Raw genomic sequence first — 23,278 nt, forward strand, 5'->3', positions numbered from 1 at the left:
CGGGTGTACAACAATGCCATGGATCGCCTCGACGACATGCTCGCCTTCATCAAGGTGGTGGACACCAAGAGCTTCACCGCCGCCGCCGACCGGCTCAACCTGTCGAAGTCGGTGGTCTCCCGCCGCATCGGCGAGCTGGAGAACAGGCTCGGCGCGCGGCTGCTGAACCGCACCACCCGCAAGCTCAGCCTGACCGAGGTGGGCCAAGCCTATTACGAGCGCTGCACCCGCATCCTCGCCGATCTGGAGGAGGCGGAACAGGCGGTCGCCGACCTGCATGCCGCCCCGCGCGGCCGGCTGCGGCTGAACGCGCCGGTCAGCTTCGGCATCCTGCATCTGGCCCCGGCGGTGGCGGAGTTCCTGGAGCGCTATCCGGCCATCGAGATCGACATGGACCTGAATGACCGCACGGTCGATCTGGTCGACGAGGGCTATGATCTGGCGGTGCGCATCGGCCGGCTGCGCGACAGTTCGCTGATCGCCCGGCGGCTGGCCCCGGCGCGGATGGCCTGCTGCGCCAGCCCGGCCTATCTGCAAAAGCACGGTGTGCCACAGACGCCGGAGGATCTGAGCAACCACAATTGCCTGATCTACACCAACCTGCCGACGCCCGACCTGTGGCCCTTCATCGTCGATGGGGAGACGCGCAGCGTCCGGGTCTCAGGCCCGATCCGCAGCAACAACGGCGACCTGCTGCGCGAAGCGGCGACAGCCGGCGTCGGCTTCATCATGTCGCCGACCTTCCTGTGCGGGCAGGCGCTGACGCGCGGCGAGCTGGTCAGCGTGCTGCACCGCCATGTTCCGTCGGAGGTCAGCGTCAACGCCGTCTATCCGCAGAACCGACACCTGTCGCCGAAGGTGCGGGTGTTCGTCGATTTCCTGGTGCAGCGCTTCGGCCCGCGCCCCTATTGGGACTGCGCGCTGCTCGACGCCCTGCCGCATGAGTATGGCCCCCAGGAATAGAGCCCCCGGCGGGACGGGCGAGCCTTCCCAGGCCGGCGGCCTCAGGTCGGCGAGTTCGGCCGGCGGCGGGAGCGCAGATTCAGCGCGGTGATGAAGTTCGGCTGCTGGCCGACCACCGGGCCCTGGGGAACCGGCTTCTTCGGAGCGGTCGACAGGAAGCCGCCGACCCGGCTGCGCAGCTCGACCGAATGATGCGCCGCCTCGTCCGCGGTCTCCGCCACCTGGCGGCGGACCGACGGTTCCAGCGTGTTGAAGGCGCGCGAGGCGAACTCGAAGGCCGGCTGCGATTTGGTGGCGATCACCTGACGCAGCGCCTTGGACACCAGCACCGTGTCGAGACCGCCCGGCCCCTCGACCCCATCCAGCACGTCGGCCAGGATGCCGATGGCCTGGAGCGTGCGGTTGTCGTCCAGCGAAAGGTCGTGAGCGTCCATACGGGTCTTCCGATCGTCTCAAGCGGTACGGGTCTCGCCCCTGCGGATACCCAGGTGCAGCAGATGAATCATAGTGTTTGCGCCGGCATCTGGCAATGGACGCCGGTATGCGACGGCAGCGGAATCGTCAAGACCGCGATTGTTCCGTCACACCGGAGCCGGCAATTGCGGAGCGAGCGCCAGATGCAACTCGTGGCGCCCCTCCCGCTGCCCCGGCCGGTAACCGAAATCGAGTGCCACGCCCGACAGCGTCAGACCATTGGCCCCGGCATGGGCATGAAGCCGGGCGAAGCCATCGGCGATCGCCGTCTGCGGGCCGTCCTGCACGGTGCGCAGATAGCGGCCGGCGTCGAGGTCGACGCGGACCATGCCGTCGGGGATCTCGCTCGCCTTCGCCGCCATGAAGCCGACGAGTTGGCGGTGCAGCCCGTTTTCCTCCGGCAGCGACACCGCCGCGAAGGCGGCGGTCCCGACATCGGCGGCGAACACGCGCTCCCACGCCGCGGCGACCGTGGCGGGCAAATCCTCCCGGCTCGCCTCGACCATGCAGCCGATGACGGTCAGTTCGGGAAAAGTCACTGTTTCGATCATCACGGTCCCTCGGATGGCGAATTACAGGTCCGGATCGGCGAGCAGGCGGGCCAGAACCGGACCGGCGGAGCCGTTGCCGACAGGCTGGCCATCCACCGCCACCAGGGGGCGCAGGCCCAGGCTGTTGGTCAGGATGGCCTCGTCGGCGCGGGCGAGATCGTCGGGGGTGAGCGGCGCCTCCTCGGCGCCATGGCGCTCCAGGATCAGGGCGCGGCGGACGCCGGGAAGGGCGCCGTCGGCAACCGGCGGGGTCAGCAGCCGGCCGCCGAGGGACAGGAACAGGGTGGCGACGCTCGTTTCCGCCAGCCGGCCGGCAGTGTTCAGCAGCAGCGCCTCGTCGGCGCCGCGCTCCGCCGCCTCCTGCCGGGCCAGGATGGAATCGAGGTAATTCAGCGACTTCAGGCGCGACAGCGGCGAGTGTTCGTTGCGGCGGGTGCTGCGGGCGATGACGGCCGCCACCGGCGACGTCATGTGGGCGGCGGGGGCCGCCGTCATCAGCACGGTCGGCCGGGCATCGGCCGGCGGCAACACGCCACGGGCGCCGGTGCCGCGCGACAGGGTCAGGCGCAGGACGCCATCGGCCACGCCGGTCGCCCCGATCAGCGCCGCCATCGCCCCGGCCAATTCCACGGCACCATAGGGCAGCGGCAGGCGCAGCAACGCCACCCCGGCCGTCAGCCGGTCGAGATGGCGCGGCAGGTGGCACGGCTTGCCGTCCTTGATGCGGATCGTCTCGAACAGCCCGTCGCCGAGGGTGAAACCGCGGTCGGCCGGATCGATCCGCGCCTCCGCCGGCGACATCAGCCGCCCGTTCAGCCAGATCGTCATTCGATTCCCCCCGCCAGTTCGCCGGCCGCGCGCAGCTGGGCGCGGGCCTTGACCAGCATTTCCTCATGCTCCTCGGCCGGATCGGAATCGGCGACGATGCCGCCGCCAGCCTGGGCGATCACCGCGTCGGGCGTCACCGACAGGGTGCGGATGACGATGTTGCTGTCCATGGCGCCGTCGAAGCCGATCCAGGCGACCGAGCCGCAATAGGCGCCGCGGCGGGCCACCTCCAGCTCGTCGATGATCTGCATGGCGCGGATCTTCGGCGCCCCGGTGATCGAGCCGCCGGGGCAGGCCGCCCGCAGCAGATCGACCGGCCCCAGTCCCGGCAGCAGGCGCGCGGTGACGACGGAAACGAGGTGATGGACGGTGGCGAAGCTCTCCAGCCCGAACAGCACCGGCACCCTGACGCTGCCGACCTCCGACACGCGCGCCAGATCGTTGCGCAGCAGGTCGGTGATCATCAGGTTTTCCGCCCGGTCCTTGATGCTGGCCGACAGCGCCGCCGCCGCTTGGGCATCGGCCACCGGATCGGCGTGACGCGGGCGGGTGCCCTTGATCGGCCGGGTTTCGATGGTCCGGTCGGCGCCCAGCCGGATGAAGCGCTCCGGCGACGCCCCGGCCAGCCTCAGCCTGGGGCCGCAATTCAGGAAGGCGGCGAAGGGCGCCGGGCTGAAGCGGCGCAGCCGCTCGTACAGCGCGTAGGCGTCCATGCCCTCATCGGCGTCGGCCAGGAAACGCTGGGTGAAGTTGGCCTGATAGATGTCGCCGGCCCGGATATAATCCAGAACCCGGCCGACCCGGTCGAGATAGTCGGGGCGCGCCAGTTCCGACCGCCAGCGCACCGGCGCCGGCCCGGCTGCTTGTTCCGGAGGCGGAACGGACAGCCGCGCCGCCATGCGGCGGGCACGGTCCGCCACCTCCGGCCGGGCGGCGATGACCCAGGCCCTGCCCTCCTGCCGGTCGAAGGCGGCGACGACATCATAGAGGCCGAAGGCGAAGTCCGGCTGGCCGCCAGGATTGCCATGACGGGAGATCAGGCCCTCCAAAGCCGTTCCGGCCTCATAACCAACGAAGCCCACCGCCCCTCCGGTGAAGGGGACCGGCCCGTCGGAGGACAGGGAATGGGCGGACAGCGCCCGCTCCAGCGCGTCGAAGGGGCTGCCGCCGGCCGGGCGGCCGTCGACGAGGGTTTGCCCGCCGATCCGCTCAACCGTTTGGAACGGTTCGGCAACGATATAGGAATAGCGACCATTCCGCGGATGGGCCGCCGCGCTGTCGAGCAGCATCGCCCAGGGCTCGGCGCTCCAGGAACGGAACAGCGCGGCGGGATCGCCGCAGGAGATCGGAATCGTCAGCATGGCATTGGCAATCGGCCGGCGGCTCACATCAAGATGGTGGCGCCGCCATCGACGACCAAGACGTGACCGTTGACATAGGACGCCGCGGCCGACGCCAGAAACACCGCCGCCCCGGCGATCTCCTCCGGCCGGCCCCAGCGGCGCATCGGCGTGCGGTTGGCGAAATAGGCCCCCCGCTCAGGATCGTTCACAATCGCCGCGTTCGTTTCGGTCGCGAAAAAACCGGGCGCGATGGCGTTGCTGGTCAGCCCCAACGGGCCGTATTCGGCGGCCAGCGCCCGCACCATGCCGTTCAGCCCGGCCTTCGCCGCGGCATAGACGCTGTCGTTGGCCCGCGAGATCTGCCCGGCGACGGAGGTGACGGCGATCAGCCGGCCACGCCCGCGCGGCAGCATCAGCCGCGCGGCCTCCCGCGCCAGGATCAGGCCGGAAGCCAGATCGACGTCGAGAAGGCCGGTGATCTCGTCATCGGTCAGATCGGCCAGCGGCTTGCGGTTGCGCTGCCCGACATTCTGGACCAGCACGTCGAGCCGTCCATGCTCGCGGTCGATCCGGGCGAAGGCATCGCGCACCGCCGCCCGGTCCGACACATCGAAGGCCAGCGCCGACGCGCTGCCGCCGGCCGCCTCGATTTCCGCCACGCGCGGTTCCAGCGTCGCGGCGTCGCGGCCGTTCAGCAGAACATGCGCCCCCGATCCGGCCAGCGCCCGCGCGATCTCCAGCCCCAGCCCGCGTCCCGACCCGGTGACGAGCGCCACCTGCCCGGCCAGCGAGAAAGTCGACAGGTAGCCCAAGTGGGAAGGACTCGTCACGGCCATCTCTGCCCCCTGTCGATTGCGGCGTTGCAGCGGTCATTTAGCAGACGCGGCGGGTGAAGGGCAGCCCCGGAAATGGAAAAGGGAGCGCAAAGCCCGCGCCCCCTTCCCTCTCATCCGTCACCCGGTCAGTGGACCGATGCCTCGCGGCTGGCGGCGGAACCCGCCACCGGCGGCAGGGCGAAGCCCAAGGGCGGACGTTCCGGCGCCTTGAAGCCGTGCGCCCGGTCCTCCTCGACCACCACGCCGTCCAGCGCCAGCCGGCCATCGACCACCGACAGGGCCATTGTGGTCTTGCCCTCGACCTCCTCATCGAGCAGACGCTCGGCGATCGGGTCCTCGACGAGGCCCTGGATGGCCCGCTTCAGCGGACGGGCGCCGAAGGCCGGATCCCAGCCCAGATCGCCCAACCGCCGCTTGGCCGCCGCATCCGCCGCCAGGGTGACGCCACGCTCGGCAAGCCGCTCGTTGACGCGGGCCAGCTGGATGTCGACGATCCGCGACATCTGGTCCCGGCCCAGCCGGCGGAAGATCAGGACATCGTCCAGCCGGTTGAGGAACTCGGGCCGGAAGGCCTTGCGGACCGCGTCCATCACCTCGACCGTCACGCCGGCCATATCCTCGTCGTCGCCCAGGGCGCTCAGCGCCTCGGCCCCCAGGTTGGAGGTCATGATGAGAATGGCGTGGCGGAAGTCGGCGGTGCGGCCCTGCCCGTCGGTCAGCCGCCCGTCGTCGAGCGCCTGCAACAGGACGTTCAGCACGTCGGGATGCGCCTTCTCCACCTCGTCCAGCAGCACGACCTGATAGGGCCGGCGCCGGATGCGTTCGGCCAGCGAGCCGCCGTCGTCATAGCCGACATAGCCCGGCGGCGAGCCGATCATCCGGCTGACCGCATGCTTCTCCATATACTCCGACATGTCGAGGCGGGTGATCGCCGTCTCGTCGTCGAACAGGAAGGCGGCCAGCGCCTTGGCCAGCTCGGTCTTGCCGACGCCGGTCGGCCCCAGGAACAGGAAGGAGCCGGTCGGGCGGCTGGGATCCTTCAGGCCGGCACGGGCACGCCGCACCGCCTTGGACACCGCGCGCACCGCCTCCTTCTGGCCGACGACGCGCTCGGCCAGCTTGTCTTCCATGCCCTTCAACCGCTGGCGTTCGCCCTCCAGCATCCGTTCGACCGGAATGCCGGTCCAGCGGGTGACGACGGCGCCGATGTCCTTGGCCGTCACCTCGTCCCGCTCGGCGCTGGCGCGCGATTCGGCCTCGGCCAGACGCTTCTCCAGGTCGGGCACCACGCCATAGGCCAGCTCGCCGGCCTTGGCCCAGTCGCCGTCGCGCTGGGCGCGCTCCAGCTTCGTGCGGGCCTGGTCCAGCTCCTCCTTCAGGCGGCGGCCTTCGGTGCGGCGGGACTGCGAGGCGCGCCACTCCTCCTCCATCGAGGACTGGCGGGCTTCCGCCTCGGCCAACTCGCCCTCCAGCACGTGCAGCCGTTCCTGAGAGGCGGCATCCGGCTCGGCCTTCAGCGCCTCGCGCTCGATCTTCAGCTGGGCGACGCGGCGGTCGACGGCGTCGAGCGCCTCCGGCTTGCTGTCGATGGCCATACGCAGGCGGCTCGCCGCCTCGTCGACGAGGTCGATGGCCTTGTCGGGCAGCCGGCGGTCGCCGATGTAGCGCGCCGACAGGCTGACCGCCGCGACCACCGCCGCGTCGGCGATGCGCACGCCGTGGTGCACCTCGTACTTGCTCTTGATGCCGCGCAGGATCGACACCGCGTCGTCGGCCGACGGCTCGTCCACCGTCACCGGCTGGAAGCGGCGGGCCAGCGCGGCGTCCTTCTCGATGTATTTGCGGTATTCGTCGGGCGTGGTGGCGCCGACGCAGCGCAGCTCGCCGCGCGCCAGCGCCGGCTTCAGCATGTTGGCGGCGTCCATCGCCCCGTCGGTGCGGCCGGCGCCGATCAGGGTGTGCAGCTCGTCGATGAACAGGATGATGCGGCCGTTGGCCTCCTGGACTTCCGACAGGACCGACTTCAGCCGTTCCTCGAACTCGCCGCGGAACTTGGCGCCGGCCAAGAGCGCGGTGAGGTCGAGCGCCAGGACGCGGCGGTCCTTCAGCCCTTCCGGTACGTCGCCGGAGGCCAGACGCTGGGCCAGCCCCTCGACCACGGCGGTCTTGCCGACGCCGGGGTCGCCGATCAGGACGGGGTTGTTCTTGGTCCGGCGGGCCAGCACCTGGATGGTGCGGCGGATCTCGTCGTCACGGCCGATGACGGGGTCGAGCCGGCCCTGCCGCGCCTCTTCCGTCAGGTCGCGGGTGTAGCGGGCCAGCGCCTCGCCGGCCGTCGTCTCGGTCTCCGCGTCGGCGGGATGGTCCTTGCGCTGGGCATCGGCGGCGGCGGCCAGCGCGTCGGCATCGACGCCGGCCCGGCGGAACAGCGCGCGCAGCGGACCGCTCTGGCGGGCAAGGCTCTCCAGCAGCCGTTCGGCGGTGACGAAGCGGTCGCCACCGGTGCGCGCCGACGCAACGGCGCCTTGCAGCACGGCAGCCAGCGCCGGCGACATGTAGAGGGGTTGCGGGCCTTCGCCGGCGCCGGCCTGGACCGGAGCGCGCGAGAGCTGTTCCTCGGTCGCGGATTTCAGCAGATCGGGGTCGCCGCCGGTGTCGCGCACCAGACGCGCCGCCACGCCGCTGCCCTCGTCGATCAGGGCCTTCAGCAGATGTTCGGGGAGAAGCTGTTGGTGCCGCTCGGCAAGGGCGGCGATCTGCGCGGCCTGAATGACGCTGCGCGCGCGATCGGTGAATTGACCGAAGTCCATCCGGCACTCCGTTTCCATGGTCTCCCGCCCAGCCATCCGGCGCGGGACGGCGCGTCCACGGTCCGCAAAATGCGCGACCGCCCGGCGCCTGATGGGTAAATGGTTAACGGATTTGTGGCGATCAAGAGGGGGAACCGTCCAATCCAGCACTGCATGCGACCAGCCCAAGCTGGGCTGTGACAAGCTTGCGCCTTGCCCGATGCCTGCAGTTTTTGGACGACCGCCAGCCCCGGCACCATGGCAACACTGGAGCGTGGATGGGCCGCCGGGATCAACCGGCACCGCCGATCGTCCGCAACGACCGGTGATCCCAAAGCGGAGGGTTAGGAATGTGTCTGTTGTGCGAAACGGCGGGCCTCGGGCTGTCGCGCCGGCATCTGCTCAGGGCCGGCGCGGCGCTTGCCGGAACGGCCGGCGCCCTGACGATGACTCCTGCCACTGTTGCGGCCAAGGAGAAGGCGGCGGCGCCATCCCCGCTGTCACCTGACAAGGCCTTGCGGAAACTGACGGCCGGAAATGCGCGTTATGCGGCAAACACCGCGCGCAACCGGGATTATTCGGTCGGCCGGGCGGCCCGGGCGGCAGCGCAGTTCCCCTTCGCCAGCATCGTCAGCTGCGCCGATTCCCGGGTCGCTCCCGAAATCCTGTTCGATCAGGGGCCGGGAGAGCTGTTCGTCGTCCGCGTGGCCGGCAATTTCGTCAATGACGACGGGCTCGCCAGCCTGGAATATGGCGTGAAGGCGCTGAACATCCCGCTGATCCTGGTGCTGGGCCACACCAATTGCGGCGCCATCGGCGCCACCATCAAGGCTATCCAGGACGGGACACAGCTTCCCGGCCATCTGCCGCAACTGGTCGACGCGCTGAAGCCCGGCGTCGAAGCCGCGATCGCCCGCAAGCCCGCCGACCTGATGGCGGAAGCGACGGCGGAGAATGTCCGGCACAATGTCCGCCGCCTCGCCGCGGCCGAACCCCTCATCGCACCGCTGGCGGCCGACGGCCGGGTGAAGATCGTCGGCGGCCTCTACGACATCGCCACTGGCAAGGTGGCGCTGCTCTGAGCCACCGCGGCCGGAAGCGCGCCGGATGGCTGGGAAAGCGGCGGCGGATGCCCACCGTCGCCCGCCCGTTCCGCCCGGCGCGCCGCCGCCGCGATGCCGTCGATCTGATGGCAGACCCAGCGTTCCAGCAGCTCGATGAAGTGCGGCGTCGGCAGCAATCTGCGACGGCGTTCGTCCTGGCGGACCAGCCCGCGCAGTTCCATCGCATTGATCAGGTTGCGGATGTGGGACCGCGACACCCCGAGCAGCCCGGCAAGCTCGCTGGCCGACGCCTCCACCCAGCCATCACCGGCCCCGTCATCCGTCACGTCTTGCGTCAGGCTGCGCTCTACCAGCGTCAGGGCCAGATAAAGGCCGCTGTCATGCTCGTCGAGCCATGCCAGTTCGGGAAATCGCAGCAGCGCCCGGTTGCGCGGGTCGAGAAGCACCGCGCATTCGCACAGCACCCGGTCGTAGAAACCGCGGTCGCGGCGCAGCCTCTCCCCGGCGTCCCCGCCGCCGGCCAGCCGGTGATGGCAGGCGAGATGCAGGGCCAGCCAGTCGCGCAAGCCATCCAGAATGACCGGGCCGGGCACCAGATAGCGGATGCGCCCGTCGCGCGGATCGCGTTCGCTCTGGACGATGCCGAAGCCGCGCAGCAAGGCGACGAAGGCGGCGGTCTGCCTGGTGCCGGGCAGACGCTCCTGAAGACGGGTCAGCGTCGGCCGTTCCTCCGGCGTCCGGGCGGTCGCATGCATCAAAACGATCCAGCCGGCGATCTCGCTCGGCGCCCGCTGGCCGAACAGCTTGATCATCAGCCGCTGGCCGCGCAACGGCGCGACCAGCCCGTCGCAGAAGCCGGCGAGCATGGCCGGAAATTCCGGATGGCGCCGCATCCATTCCGGTCCCTCTGCCGGCATATGGGCCGGCTCCGAAACAACAGGCCCCAAAACCATAGGCTGGCCTCCGCGTCCGGGGTCCGGCTCACCGCTGGACGAGCCGACGCCACCGCTTCCCTCCCGCCAGTCTAAACCATTTCGCGTACGATCGAATGGGCAACCATAGGCACACGCCCATATTGACACACGATCCCCGCCGACTTCTTCATAGCGCCATGGTATGGATAGCAGGAGGTCCGGCAGGATGGATGTGCGGCAGCTTCGCTATTTCCTGGGCATCGTCGAGCATGGCTCGATCTCGCGCGCGGCGGATGCGCTGCGGGTGGCGCAGCCGGCGCTCAGCCTGCATCTGAAGCGGCTGGAGGAGGATTTCGGCTGCCAGCTCGTCCTGCGCACGGCGCGCGGCGTGGTGCCGACGGAAAGCGGCCGGCGGCTGGCGCAGCGGGCGGCGGCGCTGATCGAGCAGATGGACGGGCTGCGCGACGACGTGCGCGCGGTTGAGGCGGTGCCGGCCGGTCCGGCCATTGTCGGCATCCCGACCTCGCTGGGGCCGGTGCTGACCGTGCCGCTGGCGCTGGCGGTGCGGCGCACCCATCCGCAGATCCGGCTGCGGGTGGTGGAGGGACTGTCCGGCCACATGCTGGAATGGGTGCTGTCGGGGCAGCTCGACCTGGCGCTGGTGTTCGGCACCAAGGAGATGGGCGGGCTGGAAACCCAGCTGGTGGCGCGGGAGAGGCTGCATCTTGTCGGGCCGGCGAACGACCCGCTGCTGCGCGGCCGGACCGCCATTCCCTTCGCCGAGGCGCTGGCCCTGCCTCTGGTCCTGCCCGGCCGGCCGCACGGCGTGCGCGAGGAGGTGGAGCATGCCGCCCTGCTGGCGCGGGCGGGCGTCAGCGTGGCGCTGGAGATCGACGCGCTCGAACAGATCAAGGCGCTGGTGGCGGAAGGCTGCGGCTACACCGTGCTGTCCGACCGGGTGGCCCGCCATGGCGTGGCGGCGGAGCGGCTGACCGGCCTGCCGATCGTCGATCCGCAGATCGACCGGACCATCCTGCTGGCCCATGCCGCCGGCCGGCCGCTGTCGGCCGCCGCCCGCGCCACCCATGCCATCCTGTCGGAGATCCTGGCCGGCCTGACCCAGGACGGCGGCTGGCGCTGACGGCCGGGCAGAGGGCGACCAGAACAGGTGGGGCCGCGATACGGGGAGCGGAATAGTCCCCGGCTCGCGAAGCATGCATCGCTGCGGACCATTTTTGCCGCAGGACCGTCCGGTCCGCGGTCTTGCTCCCGCCACAGTGCGGCGATACCGTGCAGCCCACGCCGCAGCCGTCCCCGTGGAAACATGCACGACATCGTCATTCAAGTCCTCGGCGTTGCCGGGCTTCTCGCCCTCGTCAGTTTCCTGCCGCCGCTGGCCGCCCGCTTCCAGGTGCCCTACACGGTGCTGCTGGCCGGCGTCGGCGTGGCGCTGGGCGCGGTGATCCAGACCTTCGCCGGCACGCCGGGCACCGGACCGTTCCACGACTTCCTGGCATCGCTGGCGGAGCTGGACGTCTCGTCCGACGTGCTGCTGCACATCTTCCTGCCGATCCTGCTGTTCGAAACCGCGCTGGCGGTCGACGTGCGGAGGCTGTTCGACGATCTCGGGCCGATCCTGCTGATGGCGGTGGTGGCGGTGTTCGTCTGCACCTTCGCCGTCGGCTATGCGGTCAACCTGTTCACGCCGATGCCGCTGGTCGCCTGCCTGCTGCTGGGCGCCATCGTCGCCTCCACCGACCCGGCGGCGGTGATCGGCATCTTCCGCGACCTGGGCGCGCCGCGGCGCCTGACCACGCTGGTCGAAGGCGAAAGCCTGCTGAACGACGCCGCCGCCATCGCGCTGTTCACCCTGCTGCTGGACATGCTGACGCGCACCTCCCATGGCGGGGCGGGTGCGGCGGCGCTGGACTTCCTGCGCGACTTCTCCGGCGGCGTCGTCACCGGCTATGTCTGCGGCCGCATCGTCTGCATGCTGGTGGAGCCGGTGCGCAACCAGCCGATGGCGGAGATCACGCTGACGGTGGCTTTGGCCTATCTGTCCTATGTGCTGGCCGACCATTATGTCGGCGCATCGGGCGTGGTGGCGGTGGTGACCTCGGCGCTGGTCATCGGATCGGTGGGGCGCACCCGCATCTCCCCCGCCACCTGGGGCGCCATGGAGCATGTCTGGCAGCAGTTGGGCTTCTGGGCCAACTCCATGATCTTCCTGCTGACCGCCATCCTGGTGCCGCGCCTGATGGCCGACGCCGGCTGGGCGGAGGTCGGGCTGGTGCTGGTCGTGGTGCTCGCCGCCTTCGCCGCGCGGGCGGTGGTGCTGTTCGGGCTGCTGCCGGTGCTGTCCTGGGCCGGGCTGGCGCAGAAGGTCAGCAACTCCTACAAGTCGGTGATGCTGTGGGGCGGCATGCGCGGGGCGGTGTCGCTGACGCTGGCCCTGGCGGTGACCGAGAATTTCCGCGTTCCCGACAAGCTCCAGAGCTTCATCGCGGTGATGGTCACCGGCTTCGTCTTCGTCACCCTGTTCGTCAACGGCACCACGCTGCGCTGGCTGATCCGCGTGTTGCGGCTGGACGAGCTGACGCCGGTGGAACGCGCCATGCGCAACCGCGCGCTGGCCCTGTCCACCGACAGCATCCGCGACCGCGTCTCCGCCGTCGCCAAGACCTATGAGGTCGATGGCGCCGTCAAGGACGTGATGATCGCCCGCTACGAGGAACGGCTGAAGAAGATCGACCGCGACAGCCAGGAGGAGGCCCAGCTGAGCGGCGAGGACCGCGTCACCATCGGCCTCGTCATCCTGGTGAACCGCGAGGAAGAACTCTATTACGCGCATTTCTCCGAAGGGGTGGTGTCGCGCGCGGTGATGGAGATGCTGTCCGGCCGCAGCGGGCGCCTGCTCGACGCGGTCAAGAGCCAGGGCCGCAACGGCTATCGCGCCTTCGAGGAGCCGTTCATCGCCTTCTCCCCCTGGATGCGGGCGGCCAGCTGGCTCCAGCGCCGTTTCGGCATCCACCGGCCGCTGGCCCGGCGCCTGTCGATGCGGTTCGAGGTGCTGGTGGCGGTGCGCACCGTGCTGCGCGAGCTGCTGGCCTTCACCCGCGACCGGCTGGCCCGCGTGCTGGGCCAGGAGGTGGCGTTCGAGCTGGAGGGCATGCTGGTCGGCCGGCTGGGCATCGTCGAGCAGGCGCTGTCCGCCCTGAAGCTGCAATATCCGGACTATGCGGTGGTTCTGCAAAGCCGGTACGTCGGCCGCGCCGCCCTGCGGCTGGAGCATGCCGAATACCGCGCCATGCACGCCGAATCGATCATCAGCCAGGAGGTGCTGACCGACCTGGAACGCGATCTGGAACAGCGGCGCCGGGCACTGGAACGGCTGCCGAAGCTGGATGTCCGCTTCGACGTGGCGGAGCTGGTGCGCCGGGTGCCGCTGTTCGCCGGCCTGCCGTCGGAGCGGGTGGCGACCATCGCCACGCTGCTGCGCGCCCAGCTGGCGCTGCCGGGCGAGACCATCGTGCGCAAGGGCGACCGCGGCGACGCCATGTTCTTCATCGCGTCGGGTGCGGTCGAGGTGCTGGTGCCGATGCTGGCGGAGCCGGTGAAGCTCGGCACCGGCGACTTCTTCGGCGAGATGGCGCTCCTGTCCCGCCAGCGGCGCAATGCAGACGTGCGGGCGCTGGGCTATTGCCAATTGCTGGTGTTGGATGAGAAGGATTTCCGCCGGCTGGTGCAGAAGGACGCGGATTTGCAGTCCCACATCCAGGCGGTCGCCGAAGCGCGCCGCCAGCCGACCAAGTCGTCTCCGGCCGTTCCGGCGGTGAGCTGACCGGACGGGGAAGGGACTTAAAAAATGAGCGGGACCGCGACGGGCGGCCAGCCCTGGCTGCGCCTGATGCCGGGCCTTTTCGTGCTGCTGTGGAGCACCGGCTTCATCGGCGCGAAATACGGCCTGCCCTATGTGGAGCCGCTGACATTCCTGCTGATCCGGCTGGGGCTGGTCGCCGTGGTGCTCGCGCTGGTGGCGCTGGCGAGCCGGGCTCCCTGGCCCCGGGACTGGGCGACCGCCGGGCGGATCGCGCTGGCCGGGCTGCTGGTGCACGGCGTCTATCTCAGCGGCGTCTTCCTCGCCATCGCCCATGGGCTGCCGGCCGGCGTCACCGCGCTGATCGTCGGCATCCAGCCGCTGCTGACCGCCGCCCTGTCCGGCCCGCTGCTGGGCGAACGGGTGACCGGCCGGCAATGGGTGGGGCTGCTGCTGGGCCTTGCCGGCGTCGGGCTGGTGGTGCGCGAGAAGCTGTCGGTCGACGCCGAGCACCTGATCGGCATCGGCTATGCCGTCGCGGCGCTGGTCGGCATCACGCTGGGCACGCTGTACCAGAAGCGCCATGGCGGTGGCATGGATCTGCGCAGCGGCACCGCCATCCAATATGCCGCCACCGCGGTCGCCCTGGGGATCGCCGCTCCGCTGACAGAGACGATGCAGGTGCAATGGACGGGAGAGTTCGTCTTCGCCCTGCTGTGGCTCTGCTTCGTGCTGTCGGTCGGCGCCATCTTCCTGCTGTTCGCCCTGATCCGCCGCGGTGCGGCGGCCAAGGTCGCCAGCCTGTTCTACCTGACCCCGCCGGTGACGGCCCTGGTCGCCTGGATGCTGTTCGGCGAGAAGCTGGGCATCGCCGCACTGGCCGGCATGGCGGTGGCGGTCTGCGGCGTGGCGCTGGTCAACCGGAAGTGAGGCCGGAGAACGTGGGGCGTCAGCCCCACGTCATCTCGCCCAGCGCCACCTTGGCGCCGATGTCGAGCGCGATGCCCATCCCGGCGTCGGGATAGCGCCGCGTCATCGCGGCGATCAGCTCGGCGCTGGTCTTCGCCTTGGCAAGCTCCTCCTCGAAGGCCAGCAGATAGGCCCTGGTGTGGGCGATCGCGGCGGCATCGGGCGTGGCGCCTGGCGCGGCGTGACCGGCGACCACCACCGCCGGATTGCGGACGGCCATGGCGTCGAGCGCCTTCACCCAGGCGGCCCGTGCCTCCGCCGTCGGGGTGTCGGCGGTCCAGACATGCAGGCCGGAGAACACCAGCACCCCGCCGAAGACGGCCTGCAGCGACGGCACCCACAGGTGGCGGCGGTTCGGCAGCCCCTGGGCGTCGACGATCTCGATGGTCCGGCCCTCCAGCGTCAGGGCGGCGCCGTCGAACGGCTGCGGCATCACCACCTCGGCCAGGGTCTGCGGACCGTTCTCCTTCAGCTTCGGCCCCCAGACCGCCAGCTTCTTGCCGACATTGTCCTTGATCGCCGCGACGGTGGCGGAGGCGGCGATAACGCGGGCCTTGGGGAAGGCAGCCTTCACCGGACCCAGGCCGAAATAGTAATCGGGATCGCTCTGGCTGACATAGATGGTGGTCAGCGTCTTGCCGGTGGCCCTGATGGCCTCGGCGAGCGCCTTGCCGTCGGACAGGGTGAAGCCGCCGTCGATCAGGATCGCCTCGCGGCTGCCGGACAGCAGGACCGGTGCCCGGAAGAAGCCGCCCTCGCCGGCCGGAAAGGCCCGCCAGCTCAGCGGAGCAGCCGCGGCGGCAAGCGCGCCGGCCGGGGTCAGGAGTGTCGCGGCGCCCGCCATCATGGAGGCGTGCAAAGCGGTGGCAAGGAGATCCCTGCGCGTCATCATCATCGATGCCCTTCGTCTGGTTTGGCGGTCGTGTGGGTTCGCGGTCAGGCGGCGCTTAGAACCGCCGCCAGCCTGCCGGGTTTGGCAAAGAGGATTTCGGAGTTGAGCTTGCGCCGGTGCGAACCGTCGTCGAACAGCAGGGTGGGCACGCCGTTGGCGCGGTAGGCGGCCATCAGCTGCCGTCCACGCTCCACCCGCCCGGCATCGGCGACGGTCAGTTCCTCCGCCCCCTCGGCAAGCAGCGACGCGGCGACGTCGAGCCCCAGGCCGGCCAGCACATGGGCCAGCACCGCCGGCGCCGTGATGTCGCGCCCGTCGGCATAGCGCGCCGACTGGATGGCGGCGAGCGCGGCGAACTCCCGCTCCGGCGCGGTCAGCGCCACCGCGGTCAGCGCCAGCGTCGCCGGACCGCTGTCGAGCCTCTGGCGCCGGTCGGCGAGAACGCCGGTGCGATACCGCTCGCTGAAGACCTGCCCGGTCAGGGCATGGATGCGCTGATCGGCCGCCCAGGCATGCGCGGCGAAGCCCTCGTCCAGCGGCCGGGCGCCGGCACCGGAGAACAGGCCGGTGGGCAGCAGCTCCAGCGCGAGATCCCCGATCTCCCGCAGCGTGGCGATCGCCGGGGAGGCGCCATAACACCAGCCGCAGAGCGGGTCGAACAGATAGGTGACGGTCCTGGTCCGGCTCATGATCGCATCCGTGGCTGGCGATGGCGTGATGCTGCGACCTTAACCGCTGCCGATTGTGCTGTGTAGCAGGCATAAAACCGACATATCGTATGCCATTGACAAACAATCAGCGCATTCCCTCGCCAGGAACGGCAGTCATGAGCGATCCCAGGCACCTGAACCGCATCGCCTATTTCGCGGCAGTGGTCGAAACCGGCTCCTTCACCGCGGCGGCGGCGCGGCTGGGGATCACCAAGGCCGTGGTCAGCCAGCAGGTGGCAAAGCTGGAGGAGGAGGTCGGCGCCAGCCTGCTGGTCCGCACCACCCGCAAGGTCCGGCCGACCGAAGCCGGCATGGCCTTTCACCGCCGCTGCGTCGTGATCCTGCGCGAGGCGGAGGATGCCTTCGGCGAACTGGCGGAAAATGCGGCGGCCCCCTCCGGCCTGCTGCGGCTGACAGCGCCCTTCGATTACGGGGTGTCGGTCGTCGTTCCCGCCATTGCCGCCTTCGTCGCCGCTTACCCCACCTGCAAGGCCGACATGGCCCTGTCCGACCAGTCGCTCGACCTCGTCGGCGGCACCTTCGACCTCGCCATCCGCGTCGGCTGGCTGGCCGACACCAGCCTCCAGGCCCGCCAGTTCGGCAGCTTCCGCCAGCTTCTGGTCGGTATTCCGGCCCTGGCCGCCGGGATCGGCGAACGGGCCGGGCCGGCCGCACCAGAAGACATCACCACCCTGCCCTTCGTCGCCAACACGGCGCTGCGCAATCCGCTGACCTGGCAGTTCACCGCCGAAACCGGCGAGGCGCGCATGGTGACGCTCCGGGCGGCCATCGCGCTGGACGCCACCTTCGCCGTGCGGGAGGCGGTCCGCCAGGGGGCTGGGCTGTCGGTGCTGCCGGATTATTGCGTGGCCGACGATCTGGCATCCGGCCGCCTCATCCAACTCTTGCCGGACTGGACCCTGCCGTCGGGCGGCATCCATGCCGTCTTCCCCGCCGCCCGCTTCCGCCCGACCAAGGTCCGCGCCTTCGTCGATCTGCTGACCGAGCGCGAACGGCAGCGGACGGCGGTTTGAAAGCGCGCTTTTCAAATTCTGCATACGCCGGCACCACCGCGGCAAAATTTCGCTGGATCGTTCGCGCGGTCAGCAATTTAATATGTCTGACAAATCGATAAATCCCTGGGGGGAAGGAAGCGATGGCGGACGTGTTGGACTTCGGCAGCTTCGATTACATCATCGCGGGCGGCGGCACCGCCGGCTGCGTGCTGGCCAACCGGCTGTCGGCCGATCCGGACGTCTCGGTCCTGCTGCTGGAGGCCGGCGGCAAGGACAATTGGGTGTGGCTGCACATCCCCGCCGGCTATCTGTTCTGCATCGGCAACCCGCGCACCGACTGGTGCTTCAAGACGGAGGCCGAGCCGGGCCTGAACGGCCGCAGCATCCATTACGCCCGCGGCAAGGTGCTGGGCGGCTGCTCCTCGATCAACGGCATGATCGCCATGCGCGGGCAGGCGCGCGATTACGACGAATGGGCCGCCATCACCGGCGACAGCCGCTGGAGCTGGAGGGAGGTGCTGCCGGTCTTCAAGGGCACGGAGGATTACTGGCGCGGCGCCGACGACATGCATGGCACGGGCGGGGAATGGCGGGTGGAGCGGCAGCGGCTGCGCTGGGACCTGCTCGACCGCTTCGCCGAAGCGGCGCAGCAGGTCGGCATTCCCCGCAGCGACGATTTCAACCGCGGCGACAATCTGGGTGTCGGCAGCTTCGAGGTGAACCAGAAGGGCGGCATCCGCTGGAGCGCGGCCAAGGCCTTCCTGCGCCCGGCGCTCGACCGTCCCAACCTGAAGCTCGTCATCGACGCCGCGATCGACACGGTGGAGGTCGCCGACGGCCGCGCCACCGGCATCCGCTTCACCGTGAAGGGCGAGCCGGCGCGGGCGGCCTCGAAGATCGAGACGGTGCTGGCCGCCGGGGCAATCGGCAGCCCGGCGATCCTCCAGCGCTCCGGCATCGGCCCGGCGGAGCATCTGAGGAAACTCGGGATTCCGGTGGTGCTGGACGCGCCGGACGTCGGCGCCAATTTGCAGGACCATCTGCAACTGCGGATGATCTACAAGGTCGATGGCATCGTGACGCTGAACAAGCGGGCCGGCAGCCTGTTCGGCAAGGCGATGATGGGGCTGGAATATGCGCTGTTCCGCAAGGGACCGCTGACCATGGCGCCGAGTCAGCTCGGCGTCTTCGCCAAATCCTCGCCCGAGGTCGCGAGCGCCGACCTGGAATATCATGTGCAGCCGCTGTCGCTGGAGAAGTTCGGTGACCCGCTGCACGGCTTCCCGGCGTTCACCGCCAGCGTCTGCGACCTGCGCCCGGCCTCGCGCGGCTGGACCCGCATCACCACCGCCGATCACCGCGCCAATCCGGCCATCGCCCCCTGCTACCTGTCCGATCCGGCCGACCGGGCGAAGGCGGCAAAGGCGCTGGCGCTGACCCGCCGCATCGTCGCGCAGCCGGCGCTCGCCCCCTACCACCCGCAGGAATACAAGCCCGGCCCCAGCTTCCAGACCGAGGAGGAGTTGGCGCGCGCCGCCGGCGACATCGGCACCACCATCTTCCACCCCGTCGGCACCTGCCGGATGGGCGGCAAGGACGACCCGACCGCCGTCACCGACGCGGAGATGCGGGTGCGCGGGGTGCGTGGCTTGCGGGTGATCGACGCCTCGGTGATGCCGACGCTGACCTCCGGCAACACCAACACACCGACGGTGATGATCGCCGAACGCGGCGCCGCCCTGATGCGGGCCGACCGCCATGCCGCCCTGAGGGGGTAAGTCCGCCGGAAGACGCCGCAGCCTGCGCAAAAATTTCGCTGCACGCATCAACAATCCGCAACAGGATTTTCCGAACACCGCCGATCCCCGGCCAACCCGCAAAATCATTTGCCTGCGAAAGGCGCAGACTTGTCTCCAACGATAGAAATCCGAGGGGACGAGAGATGGACGGCATGCCGAAAGGCCTGCGGCCGGAACAGGCGGCAATCGACGACAGCTATCGCCTGGACGACCGCTATGCCCGAACGGAGGGACAGGTCTATCTGTCCGGCACCCAGGCGCTGGTCCGGCTGCTGCTGCTCCAGGCGGAGAGCGACCGGCGGGCGGGTCTGAACACCGCCGGCTTCGTCAGCGGCTATCGCGGCTCGCCGCTCGGCGGGCTGGATCAGGCGCTTTGGCAGGCGCGCAAGCATCTGGACGCCCACGCCATCCGCTTCGTCCCGGGCGTGAACGAGGATCTGGGCGCCACCGCCGTCATGGGCACCCAGCAGGTCGAATCCTCGGGCGAGGGCACCGTCGATGGCGTGTTCGGAATGTGGTACGGCAAGGGGCCGGGGGTGGACCGCTCCGGCGACGTGCTGAAGCACGCCAACGCCTATGGCAGCTCGCCGCGCGGCGGGGTGCTGGCGGTGGCCGGCGACGACCATGGCTGCGTGTCCTCCAGCATGCCGCACCAGAGCGACCTTGCGATGATCGCATGGTCGATGCCGGTGCTGAATCCGGCTGGCGTGCGCGAGTATCTGGATTTCGGCCTCTACGGCTACGCCCTGTCGCGCTTTTCCGGCGCCTGGGTCGGGTTCAAGGCGATCTCGGAATCGGTGGAAAGCTCGGCCACCGTCCGGCTGCCGGCGCTGGAGCGCGGCTTTCTGCCGGTGGCGTTCGATCCACCGCCGGGGGGCTTGCATTACCGCTGGCCCGACCTGCCCAGCCTCGCCATCGAGGAGCGTCTGGCCGCCAAGGTCGCGGCGGTGAAGGCCTTCGCCCGCGTCAACCGGATCGACCGGACGGTGTTGGGGACGGGTGGCTGGCTGCGCGTCGTCACTACCGGCAAGGCGCATCTCGACCTGATGGAGGCGCTGCGCCTGCTGGGCATCGGCCCGGCGGAGGCCGCCGAAATTGGCCTGTCGGTCCACAAGATCGGCCTGTCCTGGCCGCTGGAGCCCGACTTCGCCCTGACCGCCGCACGGGGGGCGGAGGAAATCCTCGTGGTCGAGGAGAAGGCGCCGGTCGTCGAAGGCCAGCTGAAGGACCTGCTGTTCCACCTGCCGGCCGGCGAGCGCCCGCGCGCCGTCATCGGCAAGACCGACGAGTTCGGCGCCCCGCTGCTGCCACCCACCGGCGAGCTGCGCCCCTGGATCGTCGCCAAGGCGCTGGTGGAGCGCATCCGCCATCGTTTCCCGGACCATGACTTCACCAGTCGTCTGGCCGATCTGCTGCCGGGCGAAGCGGTCGCCGCACCTGCCCTGCCGCGCACGCCCTATTTCTGCTCCGGCTGTCCGCACAACAGCTCGACCAGGGTGCCGGAGGGCAGCAAGGCGATGGCCGGCATCGGCTGCCATTTCATGGCATCGTGGATGGACCGCGACACGGTCGGCCTCAGCCAGATGGGCGGCGAGGGCGTCAGCTGGATCGGGCAGGCGCCCTTCAGCAAGCGCCCGCACATTTTCCAGAATCTGGGCGAGGGCACCTATTTCCATTCCGGCCTGCTGGCGATCCGGCAGGCGGTGGCCGCCAAGATCACCATCACCTACAAGATCCTGTTCAACGACGCCGTCGCCATGACCGGCGGCCAGCCGGTGGACGGCCCGATCTCCGTCGACGCCATCACCCGCCAGCTGGCGGCGGAGGGCATCACCCGCATCGCCGTGGTCAGCGACACGCCGGAGAAATACGACAGCCGCAGCGGACTTGCCCCTTTCACCACGGTGCATCACCGCAAGGAGCTGGACGCCGTGCAGCGCGAGATGCGCGAGATTCCCGGCGTCACCGCCATCGTCTATGAACAGACCTGTGCGGCCGAGAAACGCCGGCGGCGCAAGCGCGGCACCATAGCCGACCCGGCGCGGCGGATGGTCATCAACGATCTGGTCTGCGAAGGCTGCGGCGACTGCGGCAGGAAGTCGAACTGCCTGTCGGTGCAGCCCAAGCAGACCGAGTTCGGCGTGAAGCGGCAGATCGACCAGTCCAGCTGCAACAAGGATTATTCCTGCGCCGACGGTTTCTGCCCCAGCTTCGTCTCGGTGATCGGCGGAACCTTGCGCAAGCCGAACCCCGACGCGGTCGCCGCCCGCTTCGCCGACGATCTGGCGGCGCTGCCGCTGCCGCAGTACGGCGCGGTGGACGACCCGGCGGAAATCCTGATCGTCGGGGTCGGCGGCACCGGCGTCGTCACAATCGGGGCGGTGCTGGCGATGGCGGCGCATCTGGAGGGCAAGGCGTCGTCGGTGCTGGACTTCATGGGTTTCGCGCAGAAGGGTGGCGCCGTTTACAGCTACCTGCGGGTGGCGGGCGACGCGGCGCGGCTCAACCAGGCGCGGATCGACCCCAAGCAGGCACAGCTGGTGCTGGCCTGCGACACGGTGGTCGCCGCCTCGCCGGACGCGCTGAAGACGGTGCGGCTGGGCCGGACGCGGGTGGTGGCGAACGCCCATGTCGCCCCCACCGGCGCCTTCACCCGCGACGGAGCCAAGCTGCCCGACGCCGGCGCCCTCCTGCGGAGCCTGCGCCGCGCCGCCGGGCCCGACCGGGTGGAGGTGGTCGACGCCAACCGGGTGGTCACCGCCCTGTTCGGCGACAGCATCCTCGCCAACGTGTTCCTGATGGGCGTCGCCTTCCAGAAGGGGTTGCTGCCGGTCGGGCTGGAGGCGCTGACCCGCGCCATCGAACTGAACGGCACCGGTGTCGCCGCCAACCTGCGCGCCTTCGCCTTCGGCCGCCTCGCCGCGCACCGGCCGGAGCTGCTGGCGACGCTGGGTGCGGAGGAGGAGGCGCCGGCCACCGATCTGGCCGCCATCGTCGAGCGGCGCGCGGCGTTCCTGGCCGACTATCAGGACCGTGCCTATGCCGACCGCTACCGCGCCCTGGTCGAGCGGGCGCGGCAGGCGGAGGTCCGCGTCGCCCCAGGATCGGGCGCGCTGGCCGAGGCGGTGGCGCGCAGCGCCTTCAAACTGATGGCCTACAAGGACGAGTATGAGGTCGCCCGCCTGCACAGCGACCCCAGCTTCCGCAAAAGCCTGGAGGACCGCTTCGAGGGCGACTGGAAGCCGGTCTTCCACCTCGCCCCGCCGCTGCTGGCGCGCGACACCAACGGCCATGGCGAGCCGCGCAAGATGGCGCTGGGCGCCTGGATCCTGCCGGTGTTCCGCAGTCTGGCGGCGATGAAACGGCTGCGCGGCACGGCGCTCGACCCGTTCGGCCATACGGCGGAACGGAAGATGGAACGCGCCCTGATCGCCCGCTACGAGGCCACGGTGGCGGAGATCGCCGAGCGCCTGTCGTCCGACCGCCTCGCCACCGCGGTGGAGCTAGCCGGCTTGCCGCAGGAGATCCGCGGCTTCGGCCCGGTGAAGCAGCGTGCGATGGACGCGGTCGAGCCGCGCTGGCGGGCGCTGGAGCAGCGGCTGCGGGAAAGGCCGGCGCGGGCGGCGTGAGCCGCCCGCAAGACCCTACATCCCGCCCAGGTCCTGCGCCTCCAGGATGGTTTCCGGCAGGGTCAGGGTCATGCCGTCGAAGGGAGCGAGCAGGGCGCGGATGTTGGAACCGACGCCGCAGACCCGGTATTCGATCCGCACCGCCTCGATCCGTTCCGGCAGCACCCGCTTGTGGTCGTTGATCAGCTGCCAGGCCAGGACGCAGGTGTTCTCCTGGTCCTGGGCGGTGACATAGTCATAGTCGCCGTAGCGGTTGCGGCGGGAGGTGTCGGCGACCTTCACCTTCATCTCCGGAAATTCGCGCCGGGTCGTCGCCGTCAGCGTTTCCATCGTGTAGAGCGGCACCGGGAAGACGCGCGGTGGCTGGACCAGCGCGCCGAAGAGGCTGTCGGGCAGGGTCTGCACGTCCACGGTCAGACGGTTTTCCCCAGCCAGGGAGGTCGGGTTGCCCAGCACCGCGTTGTAGGTCTTGTACACGGCGCCGGTGTCGCGCATGCGGGCGGCGACGATGGGGAAATCGCGGCTTTCCGGCAAGGTCACCGGCAGCGCCGCCGGCTGGATGCGGCGCCAGGGGGTGGCCGACTGGGTCAGGTTGTCGCGAACCCAGCCGGCGCAGCCGGAGGTCAGCAGCGTCACCGCCGCCAGCGCCGCCCACAGCGCGGCGCGTTTCAAAGCCACGGGCAT

Annotated in this window: 18 protein-coding genes; 8 read left to right on the forward strand and 10 right to left on the reverse strand. The window is 70.0% G+C overall.

Annotated features, from left to right (window positions below; genetic code table 11):
• Positions 1-18: 18 nt before the first annotated feature.
• Positions 19-963, forward strand: a complete 945-nt coding sequence (locus E6C72_RS19075; protein ID WP_109443075.1) for a LysR family transcriptional regulator — start codon at positions 19-21, stop codon at positions 961-963.
• A gap of 41 nt (positions 964-1,004) precedes the next feature.
• Here E6C72_RS19075 and E6C72_RS19080 read toward each other — a convergent pair whose 3' ends face one another.
• The 6 genes from E6C72_RS19080 to clpB all read right to left on the reverse strand — a co-directional run bounded on the left by E6C72_RS19080 (position 1,005) and on the right by clpB (position 7,805).
• On the reverse strand, positions 1,005-1,397 hold the full coding sequence (locus E6C72_RS19080; RefSeq protein ID WP_109443037.1) for a hypothetical protein: 393 nt from the start codon (positions 1,395-1,397) through the stop codon (positions 1,005-1,007).
• Positions 1,398-1,544: 147 nt separating this feature from the next.
• On the reverse strand, positions 1,545-1,988 hold the full coding sequence (locus tag E6C72_RS19085) for an effector binding domain-containing protein (protein ID WP_109443038.1): 444 nt from the start codon (positions 1,986-1,988) through the stop codon (positions 1,545-1,547).
• 21 nt (positions 1,989-2,009) lie between these two features.
• Complete coding sequence (locus tag E6C72_RS19090; RefSeq protein ID WP_109443039.1) at positions 2,010-2,816, reverse strand: aminotransferase class IV; 807 nt, start codon at positions 2,814-2,816, stop codon at positions 2,010-2,012.
• Positions 2,813-4,177: an aminodeoxychorismate synthase component I gene (pabB, locus tag E6C72_RS19095; protein ID WP_109443040.1), complete on the reverse strand. Its 1,365-nt coding sequence runs from the start codon at positions 4,175-4,177 to the stop codon at positions 2,813-2,815. The genes E6C72_RS19090 and pabB overlap by 4 nt, the downstream gene beginning before the upstream one ends.
• Positions 4,178-4,200: 23 nt before the next feature.
• Positions 4,201-4,995 carry an SDR family oxidoreductase gene (locus E6C72_RS19100; RefSeq protein WP_109443041.1) on the reverse strand — a complete coding sequence of 265 codons (795 nt, stop codon included), beginning with the start codon at positions 4,993-4,995 and terminating at the stop codon, positions 4,201-4,203.
• A gap of 125 nt (positions 4,996-5,120) precedes the next feature.
• A complete protein-coding gene (gene clpB, locus E6C72_RS19105; protein WP_109443042.1) occupies positions 5,121-7,805 on the reverse strand; it encodes an ATP-dependent chaperone ClpB in 2,685 nt (894 codons plus the stop codon).
• Between the two features lie 329 nt (positions 7,806-8,134).
• Here clpB and E6C72_RS19110 point away from each other — a divergent pair, with 329 nt between their 5' ends.
• The gene (locus tag E6C72_RS19110) at positions 8,135-8,866 is read left to right on the forward strand and encodes a carbonic anhydrase (RefSeq protein WP_109443043.1); all 732 of its coding nucleotides are present in this window, start codon (positions 8,135-8,137) and stop codon (positions 8,864-8,866) included.
• Here E6C72_RS19110 and E6C72_RS19115 read toward each other — a convergent pair.
• Positions 8,830-9,765, reverse strand: a complete 936-nt coding sequence (locus E6C72_RS19115; RefSeq protein ID WP_109443044.1) for a hypothetical protein — start codon at positions 9,763-9,765, stop codon at positions 8,830-8,832. The two genes, E6C72_RS19110 and E6C72_RS19115, sit on opposite strands and share 37 nt — an antisense overlap.
• Before the next feature lie 223 nt (positions 9,766-9,988).
• On the opposite strand from E6C72_RS19115, the gene E6C72_RS19120 reads away from it, so the two are divergent.
• The 3 genes from E6C72_RS19120 (at position 9,989) to E6C72_RS19130 (ending at position 14,509) form a co-directional block, all read left to right on the forward strand.
• A complete protein-coding gene (locus tag E6C72_RS19120; protein ID WP_109443045.1) occupies positions 9,989-10,903 on the forward strand; it encodes a LysR substrate-binding domain-containing protein in 915 nt (304 codons plus the stop codon).
• A gap of 183 nt (positions 10,904-11,086) precedes the next feature.
• Positions 11,087-13,603, forward strand: coding sequence for a cation:proton antiporter (locus tag E6C72_RS19125; protein WP_109443046.1), 2,517 nt, complete (start codon positions 11,087-11,089; stop codon positions 13,601-13,603).
• A 24-nt stretch (positions 13,604-13,627) separates the two neighbouring features.
• A complete protein-coding gene (locus E6C72_RS19130) occupies positions 13,628-14,509 on the forward strand; it encodes a DMT family transporter (protein WP_109443047.1) in 882 nt (293 codons plus the stop codon).
• 19 nt (positions 14,510-14,528) lie between these two features.
• On the opposite strand, the gene E6C72_RS19135 is transcribed toward E6C72_RS19130, so the two are convergent.
• Both E6C72_RS19135 and E6C72_RS19140 read right to left on the reverse strand, forming a co-directional pair.
• Positions 14,529-15,443, reverse strand: a complete 915-nt coding sequence (locus E6C72_RS19135; RefSeq protein WP_247875942.1) for an MBL fold metallo-hydrolase — start codon at positions 15,441-15,443, stop codon at positions 14,529-14,531.
• Positions 15,444-15,484: 41 nt separating this feature from the next.
• Positions 15,485-16,129, reverse strand: coding sequence for a DsbA family protein (locus tag E6C72_RS19140; RefSeq protein ID WP_109443048.1), 645 nt, complete (start codon positions 16,127-16,129; stop codon positions 15,485-15,487).
• Positions 16,130-16,266: 137 nt separating this feature from the next.
• Between E6C72_RS19140 and E6C72_RS19145 the strand changes: the two genes are divergently transcribed.
• The 3 genes from E6C72_RS19145 to E6C72_RS19155 all read left to right on the forward strand — a co-directional run bounded on the left by E6C72_RS19145 (position 16,267) and on the right by E6C72_RS19155 (position 22,594).
• Positions 16,267-17,184, forward strand: coding sequence for a LysR family transcriptional regulator (locus E6C72_RS19145; RefSeq protein ID WP_109443049.1), 918 nt, complete (start codon positions 16,267-16,269; stop codon positions 17,182-17,184).
• Between the two features lie 122 nt (positions 17,185-17,306).
• Entirely contained in the window at positions 17,307-18,944 is a 1,638-nt protein-coding gene (locus E6C72_RS19150; protein ID WP_109443050.1) for a GMC family oxidoreductase, read from the forward strand.
• Between the two features lie 173 nt (positions 18,945-19,117).
• Positions 19,118-22,594, forward strand: a complete 3,477-nt coding sequence (locus E6C72_RS19155; RefSeq protein ID WP_247875943.1) for an indolepyruvate ferredoxin oxidoreductase family protein — start codon at positions 19,118-19,120, stop codon at positions 22,592-22,594.
• Positions 22,595-22,609: 15 nt separating this feature from the next.
• Here the strand turns inward: E6C72_RS19155 and bcsN are convergent, their stop codons facing one another.
• Entirely contained in the window at positions 22,610-23,278 is a 669-nt protein-coding gene (bcsN, locus tag E6C72_RS19160) for a cellulose biosynthesis protein BcsN (protein WP_247875944.1), read from the reverse strand.

Source organism: Azospirillum sp. TSH100, from assembly GCF_004923295.1.
Taxonomy (GTDB): domain Bacteria; phylum Pseudomonadota; class Alphaproteobacteria; order Azospirillales; family Azospirillaceae; genus Azospirillum.